The sequence below is a fragment of the Mitsuaria sp. 7 genome, assembly GCF_001653795.1.
Taxonomy (GTDB): Bacteria; Pseudomonadota; Gammaproteobacteria; order Burkholderiales; family Burkholderiaceae_C; genus Roseateles.
Genome location: NZ_CP011514.1, coordinates 3,085,936 through 3,103,562, shown reverse-complemented (window position 1 = coordinate 3,103,562; position 17,627 = coordinate 3,085,936). Strand labels below are relative to the sequence as shown.

Sequence of the window (17,627 nt, the reverse complement as noted above, 5' to 3'; positions counted from 1 at the left end):
AGGCTGGCGGCCCCGCGCGGCGGCTGTCAATCGACAGCATGAGCCGTTTGCGATGCCGACGGGGAGTCGGCATGCAAGGCGCTTACTTCGGCGCTTACTTCGGCGATTACTTCGAGTCCTTGACTTCCTTGAACTCCGCGTCGACGACGTTGTCGTCGGCCGGCTTGGCCGAGGCCTGCGCGCCCGCCGCTTCCGCGTGCTCGGCACCGGCCGCACCCGCAGCACCGGCCGCGCCCGCGCCAGCCGCCGCCTGAGCGGCCTGCGCCTCGGCGTACACCTTCTCGCCCAGCTTCTGGCTGGCGGTCATCAGCGCTTCGGTCTTGGCGTCGATGTCGGCCTTGTCCTCGCCCTTGATGGCTTCTTCCAGGTCCTTGATCGAGGCTTCGATCTTTTCCTTCTCGCCGGCGTCCAGCTTGTCGCCATGCTCGGTCAGCGACTTCTGCACCGAATGCACCAGGCCGTCGGCCTGGTTCTTCGCCTGCACCAGCTCGACCTTCTTCTTGTCCTCGGCCGCGTTGGCTTCGGCGTCCTTGACCATCTTCTCGATCTCGCCCTCGGAGAGGCCGGAGTTCGCCTTGATGGTGATCTTGTTTTCCTTGCCGGTGCCCTTGTCCTTGGCGCCGACGTGCAGGATGCCGTTGGCGTCGATGTCGAAGCTCACCTCGATCTGCGGCAGGCCGCGCGGCGCCGGCGGGATGCCTTCGAGGTTGAACTCGCCCAGGCTCTTGTTGGCCTGCGCCAGTTCACGCTCGCCCTGGTAGACCTTGATGGTCACGGCGGGCTGGCTGTCCTCGGCGGTCGAGAAGGTCTGGCTGAACTTGGTCGGGATGGTCGTGTTCTTCTTGATCATCTTCGTCATCACGCCGCCCAGGGTCTCGATGCCCAGGCTCAGCGGGGTGACGTCCAGCAGCAGCACGTCGGTGCGTTCGCCGCCCAGGACCTGGCCCTGGATCGCGGCGCCGACGGCCACGGCCTCATCGGGGTTCACGTCCTTGCGCGGGTCCTTGCCGAAGAACTCCTTGACCTTCTCCTGCACCTTGGGCATGCGCGACATGCCGCCGACCAGGATGACGTCGTCGATCTCGCCGACCGACACGCCGGCGTCCTTGATCGCCGTGCGGCAGGGGGCCATCGTGCGCTCGATCAGCTCGTCCACCAGCGACTCCAGCTTGGCGCGGGTCAGCTTGATGTTCAGGTGCTTCGGACCGGTGGCGTCGGCCGTGATGTACGGCAGGTTGACGTCGGTCTGCGACGAGTTCGACAGCTCGATCTTGGCCTTTTCAGCGGCTTCCTTCAGGCGCTGCAGGGCGAGCACGTCCTTGGTCAGGTCGACGCCCTGTTCCTTTTTGAACTCGGCGATGATGTAGTCGATGATGCGCTGGTCGAAGTCCTCGCCGCCCAGGAAGGTGTCGCCGTTGGTCGACAGCACTTCGAACTGCTTCTCGCCGTCCACGTCCGCGATCTCGATGATCGAGATGTCGAAGGTGCCGCCGCCCAGGTCGAAGACCGCGATCTTGCGGTCACCCGCGCCGTGCTTGTCCAGGCCGAAGGCCAGGGCCGCGGCGGTGGGCTCGTTGATGATGCGCTTGACGTCCAGGCCCGCGATGCGGCCGGCGTCCTTGGTCGCCTGACGCTGCGCGTCGTTGAAGTAGGCCGGCACCGTGATGACGGCCTCGGTCACTTCCTCGCCGAGGTAGTCCTCGGCCGTCTTCTTCATCTTGCGCAGGACTTCAGCCGACACCTGCGGCGGCGCTAGCTTCTTGCCGCGCACTTCCACCCACGCGTCGCCGTTGTCGGCCGCGGCGATGGTGTAGGGCATCAGGTCGATGTCCTTCTGGACTTCCTTCTCCTGGAACTTGCGGCCGATCAGGCGCTTCACCGCGTACAGCGTGTTGCGCGGGTTGGTCACGGCCTGGCGCTTGGCCGAGGCGCCGACCAGCACTTCGCCGTCTTCCTGGTACGCAATGATGGACGGGGTGGTGCGGGCACCTTCCGCGTTCTCGATGACGCGGGTGGTGTTGCCTTCCATGACCGCGACGCACGAGTTGGTCGTGCCCAGGTCGATGCCGATGATCTTCTTCTTAGCCATGTGGTGCTCCTGAATTTGAAAACTGGCGGAACGGTCAGCGGGGGAGGCCCCTGGCGGCTCATTCGTCGAGCGGCTGAAACAACGTTCCGGGATGCTTCTGATCTGTGGATAACTTGTCCGGGTTCAAGGGCCCGGATCTTTTTTCAGCGTGCTTTTTTGGGCGCGCCGGTCTGTGCGCTCAGGGCGCGCTCACTTCGGGGCGGTCACCGTGACCAGCGCCGGGCGCAGCACGCGGTCGGCGATCAGGAAGCCCTTCTGCAGCACGGTCACGACCGTGTTCGGGTCCTGCTCGGCCGGGACCACCGAGATGGCCTGGTGCTGGTGCGGGTCGAACTTCGTGCCGGAGGCGGGATTGATCTCCACCACCTTGTTGCGCTCCAGCGCCGACTGCAGCTGGCGCAGCGTGGCGTGCACGCCCTGCAGCACCTGTTCGACGGTGGCGTCGGGCAGGGCGATGGCGGCGGAGAGGCTGTCCATCACCGGGAGCATCGCCTCGGCGAAGCCCTCGACGGCGAACTTGCGGGCCTTGGTCGTGTCCTCCTCGCCGCGGCGGCGGGTGTTCTCGACCTCGGCCTTGGCGCGCAGGTAGGCGTCGGACATCTCGGCCAGGCGGCGCTCGGTGTCGGCCAGTCTGGCTTCGAGGGTCTCGGGCACCGAAGCGGCGGCTGCGGCGGCGGCTTGCTGGGTCAGTTCGTCCAGCGTCGGATCAGGTTGTTGGTGGTCGGTCGTCATGGTTGGAATGCCCCAATGCGGATGCCCGGGCTTCTCTTCGGAAGCGCGGCCGGCCTCTGGGAGCCAGCGTGCGTCGGGCGACCCGCCGCATCTGAGGCCCATGGCCGGAACTTCAAGAGGGTGATTTTCGCATCCGGGGACGGGCAAACCCCGAGCCTGCTACCCGAGCCGGCGAAGGGCGAGCGTTTCGACAGGCAGGGGGGCGTCGGCGCGGGGCTCGCGGCGCCCTTGCCGGGCCTCTTCGAGGTGCGCCCCCCGCTGGCTCGCCAGCCGGGCGTGATCCCGTGCATTGATGGGCGGCAGTCCGCGGAAGTACGGGCCGACGGCCACGCCCACGCCCACGCCCAGCTCGATCGCCTTGCCGGCGCGGTGGACCCAGTTCAGGGGCTCGCGTCGTGTGCCGGCGCCCGCGAGGTTGACCAGCAGGCCCAGCAGACCCAGCAGCCAGGTCGACGCGATGAAGAGCCGGATGCGGTCCGCAGCCCCCCACGTCACGTTGGCCAGACCGTGGCGCACGCCCGTCCCGGTGAATCGGGGTGGCACCGGCGCGGTCTTCCTCACTTCGAACAGGGGCACCCGCACGAGGGGAGCCGGACCGTCGCCGACGTGCGCGGCGTCCGGGACCCGATGACGCTGGTGGACCATGAGCGTGCCGGCGGCCAGTCCCGTGCTGGCGCCGGCCGTCAGCGATACCGCGGCGGAGATGCCGATGTCCGGCAGCACGCCGATCGGCGACATCCCGAGCGCCGTGCCCCGGACGGCATTCAGCACGCCGAAGGCCGCGGCACCGCTTCGCACGTGCGTGGTCCCTTCGATGTGGCCGGTCGCCACCTGGGCGCATCGAATCTCCTGACGGAGCCGGTCCACGCCGTCCCTGCCGTACGGCGTGCCGGTCGCATCCCGCAACTCGGCCACCCGGTCCGGGACGAGTTCCTCCGGCGGGATGGGCGCCAGTTGCCGGCCGGTCAGCGCCGCGATCCTGGGTGCGACCACGCTGGCCAGCGTCGCGCAGAGACCGCCGCAGATCGTGGCGCCTAACCATCGGCCGGTGGCGATGGCGGCGATCTGCGCCAGGTTGTGGTCGGTGTCCTGGTCGAAGTAGTTGCGGTCCTCGCCGATGCCCAGCGGCTGCTCGGTGCCGAAGAGGTGGCGCACGCCGAGCTCGGCCAGCGCGCCGCCCATGCCCCGGCCCAGTCCGAAGCCGAAAGCGGCGGCGCCGCCGATGGACACCGCGAGGGCGACGATGGCCTTCAGCACCTCGGGGTTGCCGGACCACAGGGTGGTGTCGCCGAGGCGGATCGCGTTGAAGCGCGACACGGGATCGGGGCGGCGCGCCAGATCCAGGATGCGTGACCTGCCGCCCGCGGGGACGAAACCGCGAAGTCCCGGGCGGGTGTCGAGCGCCAGCGCTTCGCGAGGGTTCGGGTCGGGCATCCGCGGCGATGCCGGGACCCCGAATCCGGCGGCGTCGCCAGCGTCGTCGAAGTCGTCTTCGACATCGTCGTCATCCGACGACGATAGGCCGCGATAGGCCTGCTGCATCTGGACACCGATCATGTCGCCCCCGCTGATCACGTCACGGCGGGCCGGTCGGCCGCGCCGGTGTCCACCGGGCGGCGCGGGCCGCGGGAGATCGGCGGAACGGGGGCGTCAGTCCAGGCTGGCGGACCAGCGGTTCCAGTCCGCGAGGCGGCGGCGATCCTGCTTGGTGGGGCGGCCCTGCTCGATGGCGTCGGCCGGCTCGGGCGCGAGGCGGCGCGCCTCGGCGGCGCGCTCGCGCGCGGCGATGCTGTCGGGCGTCTCCTCGTACAGCGCCTGTGCGACCGGCGCCGGGCCGCGCACGTGGCTGAGCCCGGCCACCTTCACCTCGCGATCGACCTGACCCTGGCGCAGCTGGATGAGGTCGCCGATGCGCACGTCGCGCGAGGCTTTCGCCGCCTGTCCGTTGATGGTCACGCGACCCTTGCCGATCTCGTCGACGGCGATCGAGCGCGTCTTGAAGAAGCGCGCGGCCCAGAGCCATTTGTCGAGGCGCACGCCGGCAGGTCCGGAAGGCGCGGCGGAGCCGGCGGAAGGGGAGCGGTGGGAGGAAGACATCAGTGTCGATTGTCCTATGGCGAAAGCGATGGCGCGGGCGATGGCGGAGATGATGGCAAGGGGGTCTCGGACGATGGTGCCGCCGGCAGCCGGACCACGGCGTCGAGGCCCGTGATGACCCCATCCCGTTCGCGGTTGTCCAGCGCCAGCGAGCCGCCCAGCGAGCCGACGATCTCCCGGCAGATGGCAAGCCCCAGGCCCGAGCCTCCGCCGGCACCGGCCGCGAACGGCTGGCCGAGCTTGGGCCGCAGCGCCGCCGCGATGCCGGGGCCGCTGTCGGCGATGCGCAGCTCGACACCGCCGTCGAACCCCGCGCTTCTCGTCACCCGCAGCTCCAGCCGGCTGCCGCGCGGGCAGTGGCGCAGCGCGTTGTGCAGCAGGTTGCGCACGAGCTCGCGCAGCGCCCACGCATGACCGCGTACCGGCGCGGGCTCGGTGAAGAGTTCGAAGTCGAGTTCCGCGTCGGCGATCAGCGGGGCGAGGTCGAGCGCGACCTCGCGCACCGCCTCCGCCAGGTCCAGCCGCGGCGGATCGCCTTGCTGGCGCAACTGCTCGACCTTGGCCAGCGCGAGCATCTGGTTGGCGAGCGCGGTGGCGCCGTCGACGGTGGCGCCGATCTCGTCGATCGCCTGCGACAGCGGCAGGTCGCCGCGACGCGCCGACTGCACCTGCGCCTTGAGCACCGCCAGCGGCGTGCGCAGTTGATGCGAGGTGTCGCGCACGAAGCGCTGCTGGTGCGCGAACAGGCCGGCCTGCCGATGCCAGGCCTCGTTGATCGCGACCACCAGCGGCGCGAGTTCCGCAGGCACGCCCGGCATGGGCACGGGGCTGAGGTCGTCGTCCGCGCGCGCGCCTATGGAGCGGCTCAGTTCGCGCACCGGCCAGGTCGCGAAGAGCACCACGCCCCAGACCACGATGGCGATCACCGCGAGCAGCGCCGCCTGCCGCCACAAGGTCGAGATCAGCACCTGGCGCGCCAGCGTGCGCCGGATCTCCAGCGTCTCGGCGACCTGGATCGTCGCCACGCCCAGGCCCGCCTCGCCCGAGACCGGTTGCTTCAGCACCGCGACGCGCACTTCCTCGCCCTGGTAGACGTCGTCGTAGAAATCGACGAGCGCCGCGTAGGCGCCGCGCGCCGGCAGCTTGCCGTGCCACGCGGGCAGGTCGTCGAAGCCCGACACCCATTCCCCCTGGAAGCCGGTGACCCGGTAGAACATGCGGCTGCGGTTGTCCGCCTCGAAGGCTTCCAGCGCCGCGTAGGGGACCTCGGAGACGAGCTGCGGGTTCTCGCGCGTGCCGTGCACGTCGAGCTGTTCGCCGATGGTCTTCGCGGAGGCGAGCAGCGTGCGGTCGTAGGCCGTGTCGATGGCCTTGAGCGCGTCTTCGTAGAGCCGGTGCGCGTTGGCCGCGATCAGCAGGCCGACCGGCACCAGGATGCCGGCCAGCAGCCGGCTGCGCATCGAGGACAGCCTGATCACCCGGCCCACTCAGTCCGGCGCCTTGAGCAGGTAGCCCAGGCCGCGCAGCGTCACCAGCCGGGCGCCGTCCGCGGGCAGCCGCTTGCGCAGCCGGTACGCGACGACCTCGACCGCGTCGGGCTGCACGTCGAGGTCGTCGGCGAAGACGATCTCCGTCAGCCGTTCCTTCGCCACCGCCTGGCCCGGTCGCGCGAGCAGCGCGCGCAGCAGCGCGGCCTCTCGCGGCGGCAGGTCCAGCGGCAGTCCGAGGTGGTAGATCGCCCCGCTGTCGGCGTCCACGCGCAGGCCGTGGAAGGACTCGTCCTCCTGCGTGCCCGCGCCGCCCGCCGAGCCCGGCGCACCGCGGCTGCGGCGGGCGAGGGCGCGCACGCGGGCCTCGAGTTCATCGAGGTCGAAGGGTTTGGGCAGGTAGTCGTCGGCGCCGATGTTCAGGCCCAGGATGCGGTCGCCCACCGTGCCGCGCGCGGTCAGGATGATCACCGGCGTGGTGAGCTGCTCGGCGCGCGCGGCCGACAGCAGTTCCAGCCCGTCGATGTCGGGCAGCGACAGGTCCAGCAGCACGACGTCCGGCGGCAGCGCGCGCCAGCGTTCGAGCGCCACGCGGCCCTCGGCGAACCCGTGCACCTGGATGCCGCGGCGCTCGAACGACCGTGCCACCGTGGTCTGCAGCGCGGCGTTGTCCTCGACGAAAAACAGCCTCATGCCCGGCAGTGTCCGCCACGCACTGATCAGCCGCCGCTCAGGGTCAACCCTGAGCTTCCCGACAGCCGAATGAAAGCCCGCGTGTGCAGGATGCACGCCTACAACGAACGTCGGGTGCGCGCTCTGCCCCGACGACCAGATCTACAACAGGAGACATGAGCATGCGTCGAGATCAATTCCTGAAGTCCGCGGCCGCCTTCGCCGCACTGGGCGCCACCGGCACGCTGCCGCTGGGCGCGCAAGCCGCCGCGGCGGCCCTGAAGATCCTGGTGCCCGCCAATCCGGGCGGCGGCTGGGACATCACCGGCCGCGCGCTGGGCAAGGCCCTGCAGGACGCCGGCGCCGCGGGCGCGGTGACCTTCGAGAACAAGGGCGGCGCGGCCGGCGCCATCGGCCTGGCGCAGTTCGTCAACGCCGCCAAGGGCGACCCGAACGCGCTGATGGTCATGGGCGCCGTGATGCTGGGCGGCCTGATCACCAGCAAGCAGCCCGTCACGCTGACGCAGGCCACGCCGATCGCCCGCCTGACCAGCGAGTACAACGTCTTCGTGCTGCCGGCCAACTCGCCGTTCAAGACCATGAAGGACGTGGTCGAGGCGCTGAAGAAGGACCCGGGTTCGGTGAAGTGGGGCGGCGGTTCGCGCGGCGCCACGGAGCACATCGCCGCGGCGATGCTCGCGCGTGAAGTGGGCGTCGACGCGACCAAGATCAACTACGTCGCCTTCCGGGGCGGCGGCGAGGCCGTGGCCGCGATCCTGGGCGGCAACGTCAGCATCGGCGGCAGCGGCTACAGCGAGTTCCAGGCCTACATCGAGAGCGGCAAGATGCGCCCGATCGCCATCACCGCGCCGCAGCGCATCAAGGGCCTGGACATCCCGACGATGAAGGAGCTCGGCTACAACGTCGAGATCGGCAACTGGCGCGGCGTGTACGGCGCACCCGGCATCACGCCGGCGCAGCGCCAGGTGCTGATCGACCTCGTCGTGAAGGCGACGAAGTCCAAGGCCTGGGCCGAAGCGCTGGAGAAGAACGGCTGGACGCCGGCCGTGCTGACCGGCAAGGACTTCGAGAGCTTCGTCGACAACGAGTTCGCGTCCCTGCGCGCCATCATGCACAAGTCCGGCATGGTCTGACCCCGGGAGGCCGCCATGTCCGAATCTTCCGCGCCGGCCGTGGCCGGCCATCCGTCCGCGACCGTCAAGCCGGTCGCGCCTACACCGCCAGGCATTCCGCCTGAATTCGACGACGCCACGCCAGCGCCGCTGTACCAGACCCTGGTCGGCGCCGCGGCCATGGTCGTCGGCGGCGTGATGGCCTTCGGGGCCTCGGCGATCCCGTCCGACGCCGGTTACTCCGGCATCGGTCCGAACGCGCTGCCGTGGTTCGTCGCCGCGGTGCTGCTGATCTGCGGCGCGTGGCTGATCTGGGAATCGCGCAGCGGCGGCTTCCGCTCGATGGAGCCGCCGTCGGGCGCGCCCAAGGCCGACTGGCTGTCGGGCGCCTGGGTGGCGGCCGCCGTCGTCGCCAACGCGTCGCTGATCACGACGATCGGCTTCGTCCTCGCCTGCACGCTGTGTTTCGTGCTGGCGGTGCGCGGCCTGCGCCGCGCCGAGGGCAAGGCCCACGGCGGCGTGCGCCAGATCGTCATCGACGCCGTCACCGGCCTGCTGATCGCGGCGCCGGTGTTCTGGCTGTTCAACAAGCTGCTCGCGCTCAACCTGCCCGCCATCACGGCCGGCGGCTGGCTGTAATCCTCACCGGAGTTCCGACATGCAAGACCTCTGGACCCATTTGATGGGCGGCTTCGCCACGGCCGCCTCCGGCGCCAACCTGATGTGGGCCTTCATCGGCTGCGCGCTCGGGACGGCGATCGGCGTGCTGCCCGGCCTCGGCCCGGCCGTGACCGTCGCGATGCTGCTGCCGATCACCGCGCAGGTCGACCCGACCGCGTCGATGATCTTCTTCGCCGGCATCTACTACGGCGCGATGTACGGCGGCTCGACCACCTCCATCCTGCTCAACACCCCGGGCGAGACCGGCACCATGGTGACCGCGCTCGAGGGCTTCAAGATGGCCCGCCACGGCCGCGCCGGCGCGGCGCTGGCCACGGCGGCGATCGGCTCGTTCTTCGCCGGCACGATCGCGACCGTGCTGGTCACGTTGTTCGCGCCGGTGCTGGCGGACTTCGCCGTCACGCTGGGCCCGCCGGAGTACTTCTGCCTGATGCTGATCGCCTTCACCACCGTCTCCGCGGTGCTGGGGCAGAGCACGCTGCGCGGCATGACGGCGCTGTTCATCGGCCTGGCCATGGGGCTGGTCGGCATGGACCAGATCACCGGCCAGATCCGCTACACCGGCGGCGTGCCCGAGTTCATGGACGGCATCGAGACGGTGCTGGTCGCGGTGGGGCTGTTCGCGGTCGGCGAGACGCTCTACGTGGCGCTCTACGAGGGCCGCAGCAACCTGACGATGAACACCATGGGCCGGGTGCACATGACGCGCCAGGAGTGGAAGCGCTCGATCCCCGCGTGGCTGCGCGGCACCGCGCTGGGTTTCCCGTTCGGCGTGATCCCTGCGGGCGGCACCGAGATCCCGACCTTCCTGAGCTACGCGACCGAGCGCAAGCTGTCCAAGCACAAGGAGGAGTTCGGCACCGTCGGCGCCATCGAGGGCGTGGCCGGGCCGGAAGCGGCCAACAACGCGGCCGTGACCGGCACGCTGGTGCCGCTGCTGACGCTGGGCATCCCGACCTCGGTCACCGCGGCCATCCTGCTGTCGGCGCTGCAGAACTACGGCATCCAGGCGGGCCCGCAGCTGTTCGAGACCTCGTCGACGCTGGTGTGGGCGCTGATCGCGTCGCTGTACATCGGCAACGTGATGCTGCTGGTGCTGAACCTGCCGATGGTGGGGCTGTGGGTGAAGCTGCTGCGCATCCCGCGCGCGCCGCTGTACGCCGGCATCCTGATCTTCGCCACGGTCGGCGTCTACGGCATGCGCCAGAGCGCCTTCGACCTCTACGTGATGCTGGCCATCGGCCTGCTGGGCGTGGTGATGCGGCGTTTCGACTTCCCGACCGCGCCGGTCGTCGTCGGCATGATCCTGGGCCCGCTCGCCGAGGCGCACCTGCGCAACGGCGTCGCCATCGGCGGCGGGAGCTGGAGCGTGTTCCTGCAGCGTCCGCTGTCGGCCTCGCTGCTGGCGATCGTGGTGATCGTGCTGCTGCTGCCGCGGGTGATGAAGTGGATGAGCGCGCGCAAGGCGCGTGAGCACGCGGCGGCGATCGGCTGATCGAGCCCTCGCGCAGCGACGAACGACAAGGGCCCCGTTGAGGGGCCCTTTGTCATGGTGCGCGCGGCACCGCGTGGATCAGCGCGTCGCGCCGGCAGTGAGTGCCGCGTCGCGCTGACGGGCGAGGGCGGCGGCCTGTGCCTCGTCGGGCACGGCGGTCGTCGGCCAGCCTTGCAGGTGCTGCTCGGCGATCGCCGCCAGTGCGCGGATGTGGCCGGGGCGGTCGTTCAGGCAGGGGATGTAGCTGAAGCGCTGCCCGCCGCTGTGCAGGAAGGCCTCGCGCGCTTCCATGTCGATCTCTTCCAGCGTCTCGATGCAGTCGGACGAGAAGCCCGGGCAGATCAGGTCGACCGACTTCAGCCCGCGTCCGGCCAGCTCGCGCAGCGTGGGCTCGGTGTAGGGCTCCAGCCAGCGCGCCTTGCCGAAGCGGCTCTGGAAGGTCACCTTGTACTGCGCGTCGGACAGGCCCAGCGCCTCGGCCAGCAGCCGGCCGGTCTTCAGGCATTCGCAGTGGTACGGGTCGCCCAGCGCCAGCGTGCGCGCGGGCATGCCGTGGAAGCTCATCACCAGCAGCTCGCCGCGGCCTTCGGTCTTCCAGTGGGCGCGCACGCTCTCGGCGAGCGCGGCGATGTAGCGTTTGTCGTCGTGGTACCGGTTGACGAAGCGGAACTCCGGCACATGCCGGTGTTCCAGCGACCACCGCGCCACGTCGTCGACGACGCTCGCGGTCGTCGCGCCCGAATACTGCGGATACGCCGGCAGCACCAGCACGCGGGTGGCGCCCTCGGCGCGCAGCACGTCGAGCTGCGACGCGATCGACGGATTGCCGTAGCGCATCGCGTGCAGCACCTTGACGCGATGGCCCTGCTCGCCGAGCTGGCCCTGCAGCAGCTTGGCCTGCTTCGTCGTCCAGACCATCAGCGGCGAGCCGTCCTTGGTCCAGATGCTGGCGTACTTCTTCGCCGACTTCGCGGGACGCGTGCGCAGGATCACGCCGTGCAGGATCGGCCACCAGGCGGCCTTGGGGATCTCGATGACGCGGGGATCGGACAGGAACTGCGCCAGGTAGCGGCGCGTGGCCTCGGGCGTCGGTGCGTCGGGCGTGCCGAGGTTGACCAGCAGCACGCCGATCGTCGGCGCGCGCCCGTGCACATGGTCGGGTTCAGGGCGGAAGCTCATCCGGCATTGGGCCCAGGGGCCGCGAAAGAGGAGGGAGGGGGAGGGCTCAGAGCCCGCGACGCAGCAGGGCGGGCGAGGCCGCCTCGGCCAGATGCAGGATTTCGAAGCGCACGGTCGGCGCCTGCGACTCCGAGGCCGCACCGCCCAGGCCGATGGCGCCCGCGCCGTGCAGCGTGCAGGAGCCGCGACGCAGGCTCAGCGTCTGGCCGCCGGCGCCGAAGCGCACGAAGGTGCCGTTGTAGCTGAGGTCGGTCAGGCTGAAGCTGCTGCCCTGCCAGTCGATGCGCGCATGCGATCTGCTGACCCGCACGTCGGTGATGCAGTAGGTGGCCTGCGTGCTGCGTCCGAGCACGACCGGCATCTGTTCGATGTCGAACACGCGGTCCAGGTCTTGCCAGACCAGCCGGATGCCTTCCGGTGCGACGCTGCGGGCGATCTCGCCGAACTGCGTCGCGCCCGGGTCGCCGGTGCCCTGGTCAAGCACGTAGATGTGGACGGGCTCGGCGCGGCCGCGCACGCTGATGTGGTCGAGGCTGCGGAAGCGCGCCTTCTGCGCGCCGGTCAGCCCCTGCACGACCTCGGCGGTCACGACGGTCTCCCCGTCGCCCGCATGGTCGAGCAGCCGCGCCGCGACGTTGACCGCATCGCCGAAGCAGTCGCCGTGGATCTCGACGACCTCGCCGCGCGCCAGCGCGATCTGCAGATGGGTGTGGCGCAGACGCTCGCTGCGCGCCGAGGACTTCAGCAGCAGCTCCTGCATCCGCATCGCGGCCTTGATGCCGTCGCGCGGATTGTCGAAGGCGGCCATCAGGCCGTCGCCCAGCGTCTTGATGATGTTGCCGCGGTTCTCTTCGACCGCCTGGCCGGTGAGGGCCACCGTCTGCGTCACCAGCCCCGAGGCTTCCGCGTTCCCCAGCGTCTCGAACAGCGCCGTGCTGCCGCGCAAGTCGGCAAACAGGACGGTGCGCTCACGGATCTGGGTCATCGGCCTGACAGGGGACAAGATGTGATGGAAGTCTCAGTGTAGCCGCCGCATCCCGGGCGTCACGTGGTGATTAGCCCTCGCCTCGGGGGCCTGTCGGCCCCTGTACGACACCTCCCCCCAACGGGCGGGCGAATGTCGTACGCACCCCCGGCGGTGGGTGCCGGCGGGGGCGCTTGAGGGAGAGGTCCGGGTCACCGCCGCGCCAAAGAAAAACCGGCCAGCGTCCGAAGACGGGTGGCCGGTTTCTGGCAAACCCGATGCCCATCGCCGGGCCTCGGGTTGGCGGTCTGGATCAGAGGTTGTCCAGGTAGGTGCGCAGCTTGTCGGAGCGCGACGGATGCTTCAGCTTGCGGATCGCCTTGGCTTCGATCTGGCGGATCCGTTCGCGGGTGACGTCGAACTGCTTGCCGACTTCCTCCAGCGTGTGGTCCGTGCTCATCTCGATGCCGAAGCGCATGCGCAGCACCTTGGCTTCGCGCGGGGTCAGGCTGTCGAGGATGTCCTTTACCACTTCACGCAGGCCGGCCTGCATGGCGGCCTCGATCGGCGCGGTGTTGTTGGTGTCCTCGATGAAGTCGCCCAGGTGGCTGTCGTCGTCGTCCCCGATCGGCGTTTCCATGGAGATCGGCTCCTTGGCGATCTTCATGATCTTGCGGATCTTGTCCTCGGGCATCTCCATCTTCTCGGCCAGCGTCGGCGCGTCCGGCTCGAAGCCGAACTCCTGCAGATGCTGACGCGAGATCCGGTTCATCTTGTTGATCGTCTCGATCATGTGAACCGGGATGCGGATGGTGCGGGCCTGGTCCGCGATCGAGCGGGTGATGGCCTGACGGATCCACCACGTCGCGTAGGTCGAGAACTTGTAGCCGCGACGGTACTCGAACTTGTCCACCGCCTTCATCAGACCGATGTTGCCTTCCTGGATCAGGTCCAGGAACTGCAGGCCGCGGTTGGTGTACTTCTTGGCGATGGAGATGACCAGGCGCAGGTTGGCCTCGATCATTTCCTTCTTCGCGTCGCGCGAGGCCTTTTCGCCCTCGTTCATCCGCTTGTTGATGCCCTTGAGGTCGTCCAGCGGCACCACGGCCTTGCCCTGGATGTCGATCAGCTTCTGCTGCAGTTCCTGCACCGCGGGCAGGTTGCGCGACATGATGTTGGCGTACGGCTTGCCCGAGGCCACTTCCTTCTCCGCCCACTGCAGGTTCAGCACGTTGGGCGGGAAGGTCTTGATGAAGTGTTCCTGCGGCATGCCGCACTTGTCCACGACGATCTTGCGGATCTCGCGTTCGAAGCGGCGCACGTCGTCCACCTGCGAGCGCAGGATGTCGCACAGCTTCTCGATGGTCTTGACCGTGAAGCGGATGGTCATCAGCTCCTGGCTGATCGCCGACTGGGCCTTGTTGTAGTTGGCCGACTTGTAGCCGTCCTTCTCGAAGGCCTTGCGCATCTTGTCGAAGTTGATCGCGAGCGAGTCCAGCTTCACCAGCGCGGCGTTCTTCAGCTCTTCGAGCTTCTTGGTCAGGGCCTTGGAGCCGCCGGCGCCGTCGTCGTCGTCCTCTTCGTCGAACTCGTCGAAGTCTTCTTCCGCGACGTAGTCGTCCGCCTCGTCATCGGAGACGAAGCCGTCCACCGATTCGGAAATCTGCATCTCGCCGGCGCGGATCTTGGCGGCGATGGCCAGGATCTCGGCGATGGTCGTGGGGGAGGCCGAGATGGCCAGCATCATGGCCTGCAGGCCGCCTTCGATGCGCTTGGCGATCTCGATCTCGCCCTCGCGGGTCAGCAGCTCGACGGTGCCCATCTCGCGCATGTACATGCGCACCGGGTCGGTCGTGCGGCCGAACTCGGAGTCGACGGTCGACAGCGCGGCCTCGGCCGCTTCTTCCGCTTCCTCTTCGGTGGCGGTCGGCGAGGTCGAGCCCTGGATCAGCAGCGTGGCGGCGTCGGGCGCCTGCTCGTACACGGCGATGCCCATGTCGTTGAGCATCGACACGATCGCCTCGAGGATTTCCTCGTTGATCAGCTTCTCGGGCAAGTGGTCGTTGATTTCCTGATGCGTCAGGAAACCGCGCGTCTTGCCCATCTTGATGAGGGTCTTGAGCTCGTGGCGGCGCTTGGCGACTTCCTCTTCGGTCAGCGCCGTCTCGTCCAGGCCGAACTCGCGCATCAGCGCGCGCTCCTTGGCGCGGCTGACCTTCATGCGCAGCGGCTTGGCCTTGGGCTTGTCCTCGCCCACTTCCTCGACCTCGACGGCCTCGACGGTCTCGACTTCGCCTTCGGTCTCGCCCTCGGTCTCGCCTTCGGCGTCGACGTCGCTGAAGTCCTCTTCTTCCTCTTCGACCTTGGCCTTGGCGGCCGGCTTCTTCGACTCGGTCTCGGCCTTGGGCTTGCGGCCGCGCTTGGGCTTCGCGTCATCGTCGGACGCGACAGCGGTGGCGGCTTTGGCGGTCTTCGCGGCGGCCTTGACGGCCGGCTTCTTGACTTCTTCGGTTTCTGCGGCGGCGGCCTTGGACGCGGTCTTTTTGGCGGTCATGCAGTTCCTCGGTGGCTCGTGGGCCAGTAGGTGAATGCGGGGAAATCGCAGTGGGTGCAGGCAATGCAAACAGCCACCTGGTCCGCTGGCGCCCGCAAACTCCCGACACTTGCGGGCTATGCGGCGCGAGCGAGCCAGGCGGCTCGAACTCAGGCCTTGTGCGGCAGATCGGGGCAAACCGGCTGCCATTCAAGGCTTTGCGCGTGAAGGTTAGCGTGAACCTTTGTTGTTGCAGCCCAGGCGGTGTAAGTTGGCCACTTTGTGTATGAACCCAGGGTCAGTGGGGGGCCGGGGACCGGTTGGCGCTGCGGTCACTCTTGACGCGCGAAAACCGTAGATTATCTGCGAATTTTCCCATCCGGTCAAAAAGCGCGTTTGACGTGCGTTCTGCAGCCCGTTCTGCAGCCATTCTTCGGCGCCTTCCGCGGCACGTTCGGCGCCACGTTCCGCAGCGCATCCTTGAGTGGGCTCAGGCGGCTTCCAGATCGCGGATCTGGCGCAGCAAGGCCTGGAACCGGGTCATGTCCGGCTGCTTGCTGCGCGCGATGCGGTCGGCCTCCGCACGGAGCTTGCCGACCCACAGCTTGCGCATCACGACGCGGAACTCGACCTCCACGTGCTCATCCGGCGGCGGCGCGGTCAGCGGACCGCCGCTGACGCGCTGGGCGAGGTCCATCAGGTCGGCCTCCTGCAAGGCGATCTGCAGCACCGCCCACGGCGCGGGGCCGTTGTCGACCAGCGAACGTTCGAGCCAGGCGATCAACTGGCCGTGTTCGCCGGGCAGTTCGTGCAGCAGCTGCAGGTCCTGCTCGCCGATCTGCTGCCAGAGCTCGCTGTGCAGCACCAGCATCCGGACCGCCAGGTTCATCGGCGCCGGCGGCAGTTCGAGCGGCATGCCGATGGTCGGATCCTGGTCGCGCTTGCGCCAGTCGCCTTTGCCGCCCTTGCCTTTGTATTCGCCCTTGGGCACCCATTTCTTGCGCTCGCCCTGGACTTGCGCCTGGGGCGCCGGAGCGGCGCCAGCGCCCGCTCCGTAAGCATCCGGGGGAATGTGGACGTCGTCCGCGCCGACGTGGGCCTCGTCGCCGTAGGCGGAGGCGGGGATGTCGAAATACGGCTCGTCGTGGGGGCCGTCGGAAGAGGGGGAAGGGGGCCGCGGAGCCGCCTTCGGAGGGGCGGCCGGCCGTTCCGCGCGAGGGCGCGAACCCGGGGCCGCCGGGGGCTGCGCATTGGCCCACAGGGCCTGCAGCTCGGCGTCCGGCAGTTGAGCGCGGCGCGCGAGTTCGCCCAGCAGCTGCCGCTTCAGCAGCCCGTCCGGCAGCGCGGCCCACAGCGGCTTGGCGACGCTCAGCATCTTCGCGCGGCCTTCCGGGGTGCCCAGATCGCAGCCGTCGGCGGCGGTCTCCATCAGCTGGCGCGACAGCGGCACGGCGCCTTCGACGCAGCGTTCGAACGCATCGGCGCCCAGCTCTCTCACATACGAATCCGGATCGTGCTCGGTCGGCAGGAACAGGAACTTGATCGTGCGCGTCTCGTTGGCGTGGGGCAGGGCGGCCTCGAGCGCGCGTCCGGCCGCGCGGCGCCCGGCGGCGTCGCCGTCGAAGCTGAACACGACCGACTCGGTGAAGCGGAACAGCTTCTGCACGTGTTCCGCCGTGCAGGCCGTGCCCAGCGTCGCGACCGCGTTGCCGAAGCCGTGCTGCGCCAGCGCCACCACGTCCATGTAGCCCTCGACGACCAGCGCGTAGCCGCGCCGGCGCATCTGGGGGCGGGCCTCGTAGAGGCCGTAGAGTTCGCGGCCCTTGTGGAAGACCGGCGTCTCCGGCGAGTTCAGGTACTTGGGCTCGCCCTTGTCCAGCACGCGGCCGCCGAAGCCGATGACTTCGCCCAGCACGTTGCGGATGGGGAACATCACGCGGTCGCGGAAGCGGTCGTAGCGGCGCTGCTCGGCCTCGCTCTTGCCGGGGTCGTCCTGCAGGATGACCATGCCGGTCTCGACCAGCAGCGGGTCGTCGTAGGACGGGAAGGCGTTGGCCAGCGAGCGCCAGCCGTCGGGCGCGTAGCCCAGCCCGAACTGCAGCGCGATCTGGCCGGTCAGGCCGCGGCCCTTGAGGTATTCGATCGCGCGCTGGTTGCCCTTGAGCTGCTGGCGGTAGTGCTGGCCGGCCTTGGCGAGGACCTCGGTGAGCGTGGCCTGGCGCTGCTTCTGCGCCTTCTCGCGTTCGCGCTCCTGCGGGCTGCGGTCGTCCTCGGGCACCTGCATGCCGGCCTGCTGGGCAAGGTCGCGCACCGCGTCGATGAAGCCGATGCCCAGGTGCTCCATCAGGAAACCCACTGCGTTGCCGTGCTGGCCGCAGCCGAAGCAGTGGTAGGTCTGGCGCGAGGGGCTGACCGTGAAGCTCGGCGACTTCTCGCCGTGGAACGGACACAGCCCCTTGTGGTTGATGCCGGCCTTCTTGAGGTCGACATGGCGGCCCACGATGTCGACGATGTCGACGCGGGCCAGGAGGTCCTGAATAAAGCCGGGTGGGATCACCTCGGGAT

At 69.2% G+C, this 17,627-nt stretch carries 13 protein-coding genes; 3 read left to right on the top strand and 10 right to left on the bottom strand.

Annotation, left to right across the window (positions count from 1 at the left end):
• Window positions 1-106 precede the first annotated feature (106 nt).
• From dnaK to ABE85_RS13540, 6 genes are all read right to left on the bottom strand, one after another.
• Complete coding sequence (gene dnaK, locus ABE85_RS13565; protein WP_067275313.1) at window positions 107-2,089, bottom strand: molecular chaperone DnaK; 1,983 nt, start codon at window positions 2,087-2,089, stop codon at window positions 107-109.
• A gap of 189 nt (window positions 2,090-2,278) precedes the next feature.
• Complete coding sequence (grpE, locus tag ABE85_RS13560) at window positions 2,279-2,821, bottom strand: nucleotide exchange factor GrpE (RefSeq protein ID WP_067275311.1); 543 nt, start codon at window positions 2,819-2,821, stop codon at window positions 2,279-2,281.
• 159 nt (window positions 2,822-2,980) lie between these two features.
• A complete protein-coding gene (locus ABE85_RS13555; protein WP_157522365.1) occupies window positions 2,981-4,378 on the bottom strand; it encodes a hypothetical protein in 1,398 nt (465 codons plus the stop codon).
• Window positions 4,379-4,471: 93 nt separating this feature from the next.
• Window positions 4,472-4,918, bottom strand: a complete 447-nt coding sequence (locus tag ABE85_RS13550) for an RNA-binding S4 domain-containing protein (RefSeq protein WP_067275302.1) — start codon at window positions 4,916-4,918, stop codon at window positions 4,472-4,474.
• A gap of 14 nt (window positions 4,919-4,932) precedes the next feature.
• A complete protein-coding gene (locus ABE85_RS13545) occupies window positions 4,933-6,396 on the bottom strand; it encodes a sensor histidine kinase (protein WP_067282671.1) in 1,464 nt (487 codons plus the stop codon).
• A 9-nt stretch (window positions 6,397-6,405) separates the two neighbouring features.
• The gene (locus ABE85_RS13540) at window positions 6,406-7,098 is read right to left on the bottom strand and encodes a response regulator transcription factor (protein WP_067275300.1); all 693 of its coding nucleotides are present in this window, start codon (window positions 7,096-7,098) and stop codon (window positions 6,406-6,408) included.
• A gap of 161 nt (window positions 7,099-7,259) precedes the next feature.
• Between ABE85_RS13540 and ABE85_RS13535 the strand changes: the two genes are divergently transcribed.
• Genes ABE85_RS13535 through ABE85_RS13525 form a run of 3 tightly spaced genes read left to right on the top strand, consistent with a single transcriptional unit; the run spans window position 7,260 to window position 10,386 of the window.
• Window positions 7,260-8,231, top strand: a complete 972-nt coding sequence (locus ABE85_RS13535; protein ID WP_067275294.1) for a tripartite tricarboxylate transporter substrate binding protein — start codon at window positions 7,260-7,262, stop codon at window positions 8,229-8,231.
• A 15-nt stretch (window positions 8,232-8,246) separates the two neighbouring features.
• On the top strand, window positions 8,247-8,849 hold the full coding sequence (locus ABE85_RS13530; RefSeq protein ID WP_067275292.1) for a tripartite tricarboxylate transporter TctB family protein: 603 nt from the start codon (window positions 8,247-8,249) through the stop codon (window positions 8,847-8,849).
• Window positions 8,850-8,868: 19 nt separating this feature from the next.
• Window positions 8,869-10,386, top strand: coding sequence for a tripartite tricarboxylate transporter permease (locus tag ABE85_RS13525; protein ID WP_067275289.1), 1,518 nt, complete (start codon window positions 8,869-8,871; stop codon window positions 10,384-10,386).
• Between the two features lie 78 nt (window positions 10,387-10,464).
• Here ABE85_RS13525 and hemH read toward each other — a convergent pair whose 3' ends face one another.
• From hemH to dnaG, 4 genes are all read right to left on the bottom strand, one after another.
• Window positions 10,465-11,565, bottom strand: coding sequence for a ferrochelatase (gene hemH / locus ABE85_RS13520; RefSeq protein WP_067275285.1), 1,101 nt, complete (start codon window positions 11,563-11,565; stop codon window positions 10,465-10,467).
• A gap of 46 nt (window positions 11,566-11,611) precedes the next feature.
• On the bottom strand, window positions 11,612-12,550 hold the full coding sequence (locus ABE85_RS13515; protein ID WP_067275282.1) for an adenylate/guanylate cyclase domain-containing protein: 939 nt from the start codon (window positions 12,548-12,550) through the stop codon (window positions 11,612-11,614).
• A gap of 292 nt (window positions 12,551-12,842) precedes the next feature.
• Window positions 12,843-15,083: an RNA polymerase sigma factor RpoD gene (gene rpoD / locus ABE85_RS13510; protein WP_067275279.1), complete on the bottom strand. Its 2,241-nt coding sequence runs from the start codon at window positions 15,081-15,083 to the stop codon at window positions 12,843-12,845.
• 469 nt (window positions 15,084-15,552) lie between these two features.
• A complete protein-coding gene (dnaG, locus tag ABE85_RS13505; RefSeq protein ID WP_067275263.1) occupies window positions 15,553-17,619 on the bottom strand; it encodes a DNA primase in 2,067 nt (688 codons plus the stop codon).
• Window positions 17,620-17,627 lie beyond the last annotated feature (8 nt).

Bases quoted from the DNA above. Each gene is read 5' to 3' on its own strand.
- dnaK (WP_067275313.1), bottom strand. From the start codon at position 2,089: ATGGCTAAGAAGAAGATCATCGGCATCGACCTGGGCACGACCAACTCG.
- grpE (WP_067275311.1), bottom strand. From the start codon at position 2,821: ATGACGACCGACCACCAACAACCTGATCCGACGCTGGACGAACTGACC.
- ABE85_RS13555 (WP_157522365.1), bottom strand. From the start codon at position 4,378: ATGATCGGTGTCCAGATGCAGCAGGCCTATCGCGGCCTATCGTCGTCG.
- ABE85_RS13550 (WP_067275302.1), bottom strand. From the start codon at position 4,918: ATGTCTTCCTCCCACCGCTCCCCTTCCGCCGGCTCCGCCGCGCCTTCC.
- ABE85_RS13540 (WP_067275300.1), bottom strand. From the start codon at position 7,098: ATGAGGCTGTTTTTCGTCGAGGACAACGCCGCGCTGCAGACCACGGTG.
- ABE85_RS13535 (WP_067275294.1), top strand. From the start codon at position 7,260: ATGCGTCGAGATCAATTCCTGAAGTCCGCGGCCGCCTTCGCCGCACTG.
- ABE85_RS13530 (WP_067275292.1), top strand. From the start codon at position 8,247: ATGTCCGAATCTTCCGCGCCGGCCGTGGCCGGCCATCCGTCCGCGACC.
- ABE85_RS13525 (WP_067275289.1), top strand. From the start codon at position 8,869: ATGCAAGACCTCTGGACCCATTTGATGGGCGGCTTCGCCACGGCCGCC.
- hemH (WP_067275285.1), bottom strand. From the start codon at position 11,565: ATGAGCTTCCGCCCTGAACCCGACCATGTGCACGGGCGCGCGCCGACG.
- ABE85_RS13515 (WP_067275282.1), bottom strand. From the start codon at position 12,550: ATGACCCAGATCCGTGAGCGCACCGTCCTGTTTGCCGACTTGCGCGGC.
- rpoD (WP_067275279.1), bottom strand. From the start codon at position 15,083: ATGACCGCCAAAAAGACCGCGTCCAAGGCCGCCGCCGCAGAAACCGAA.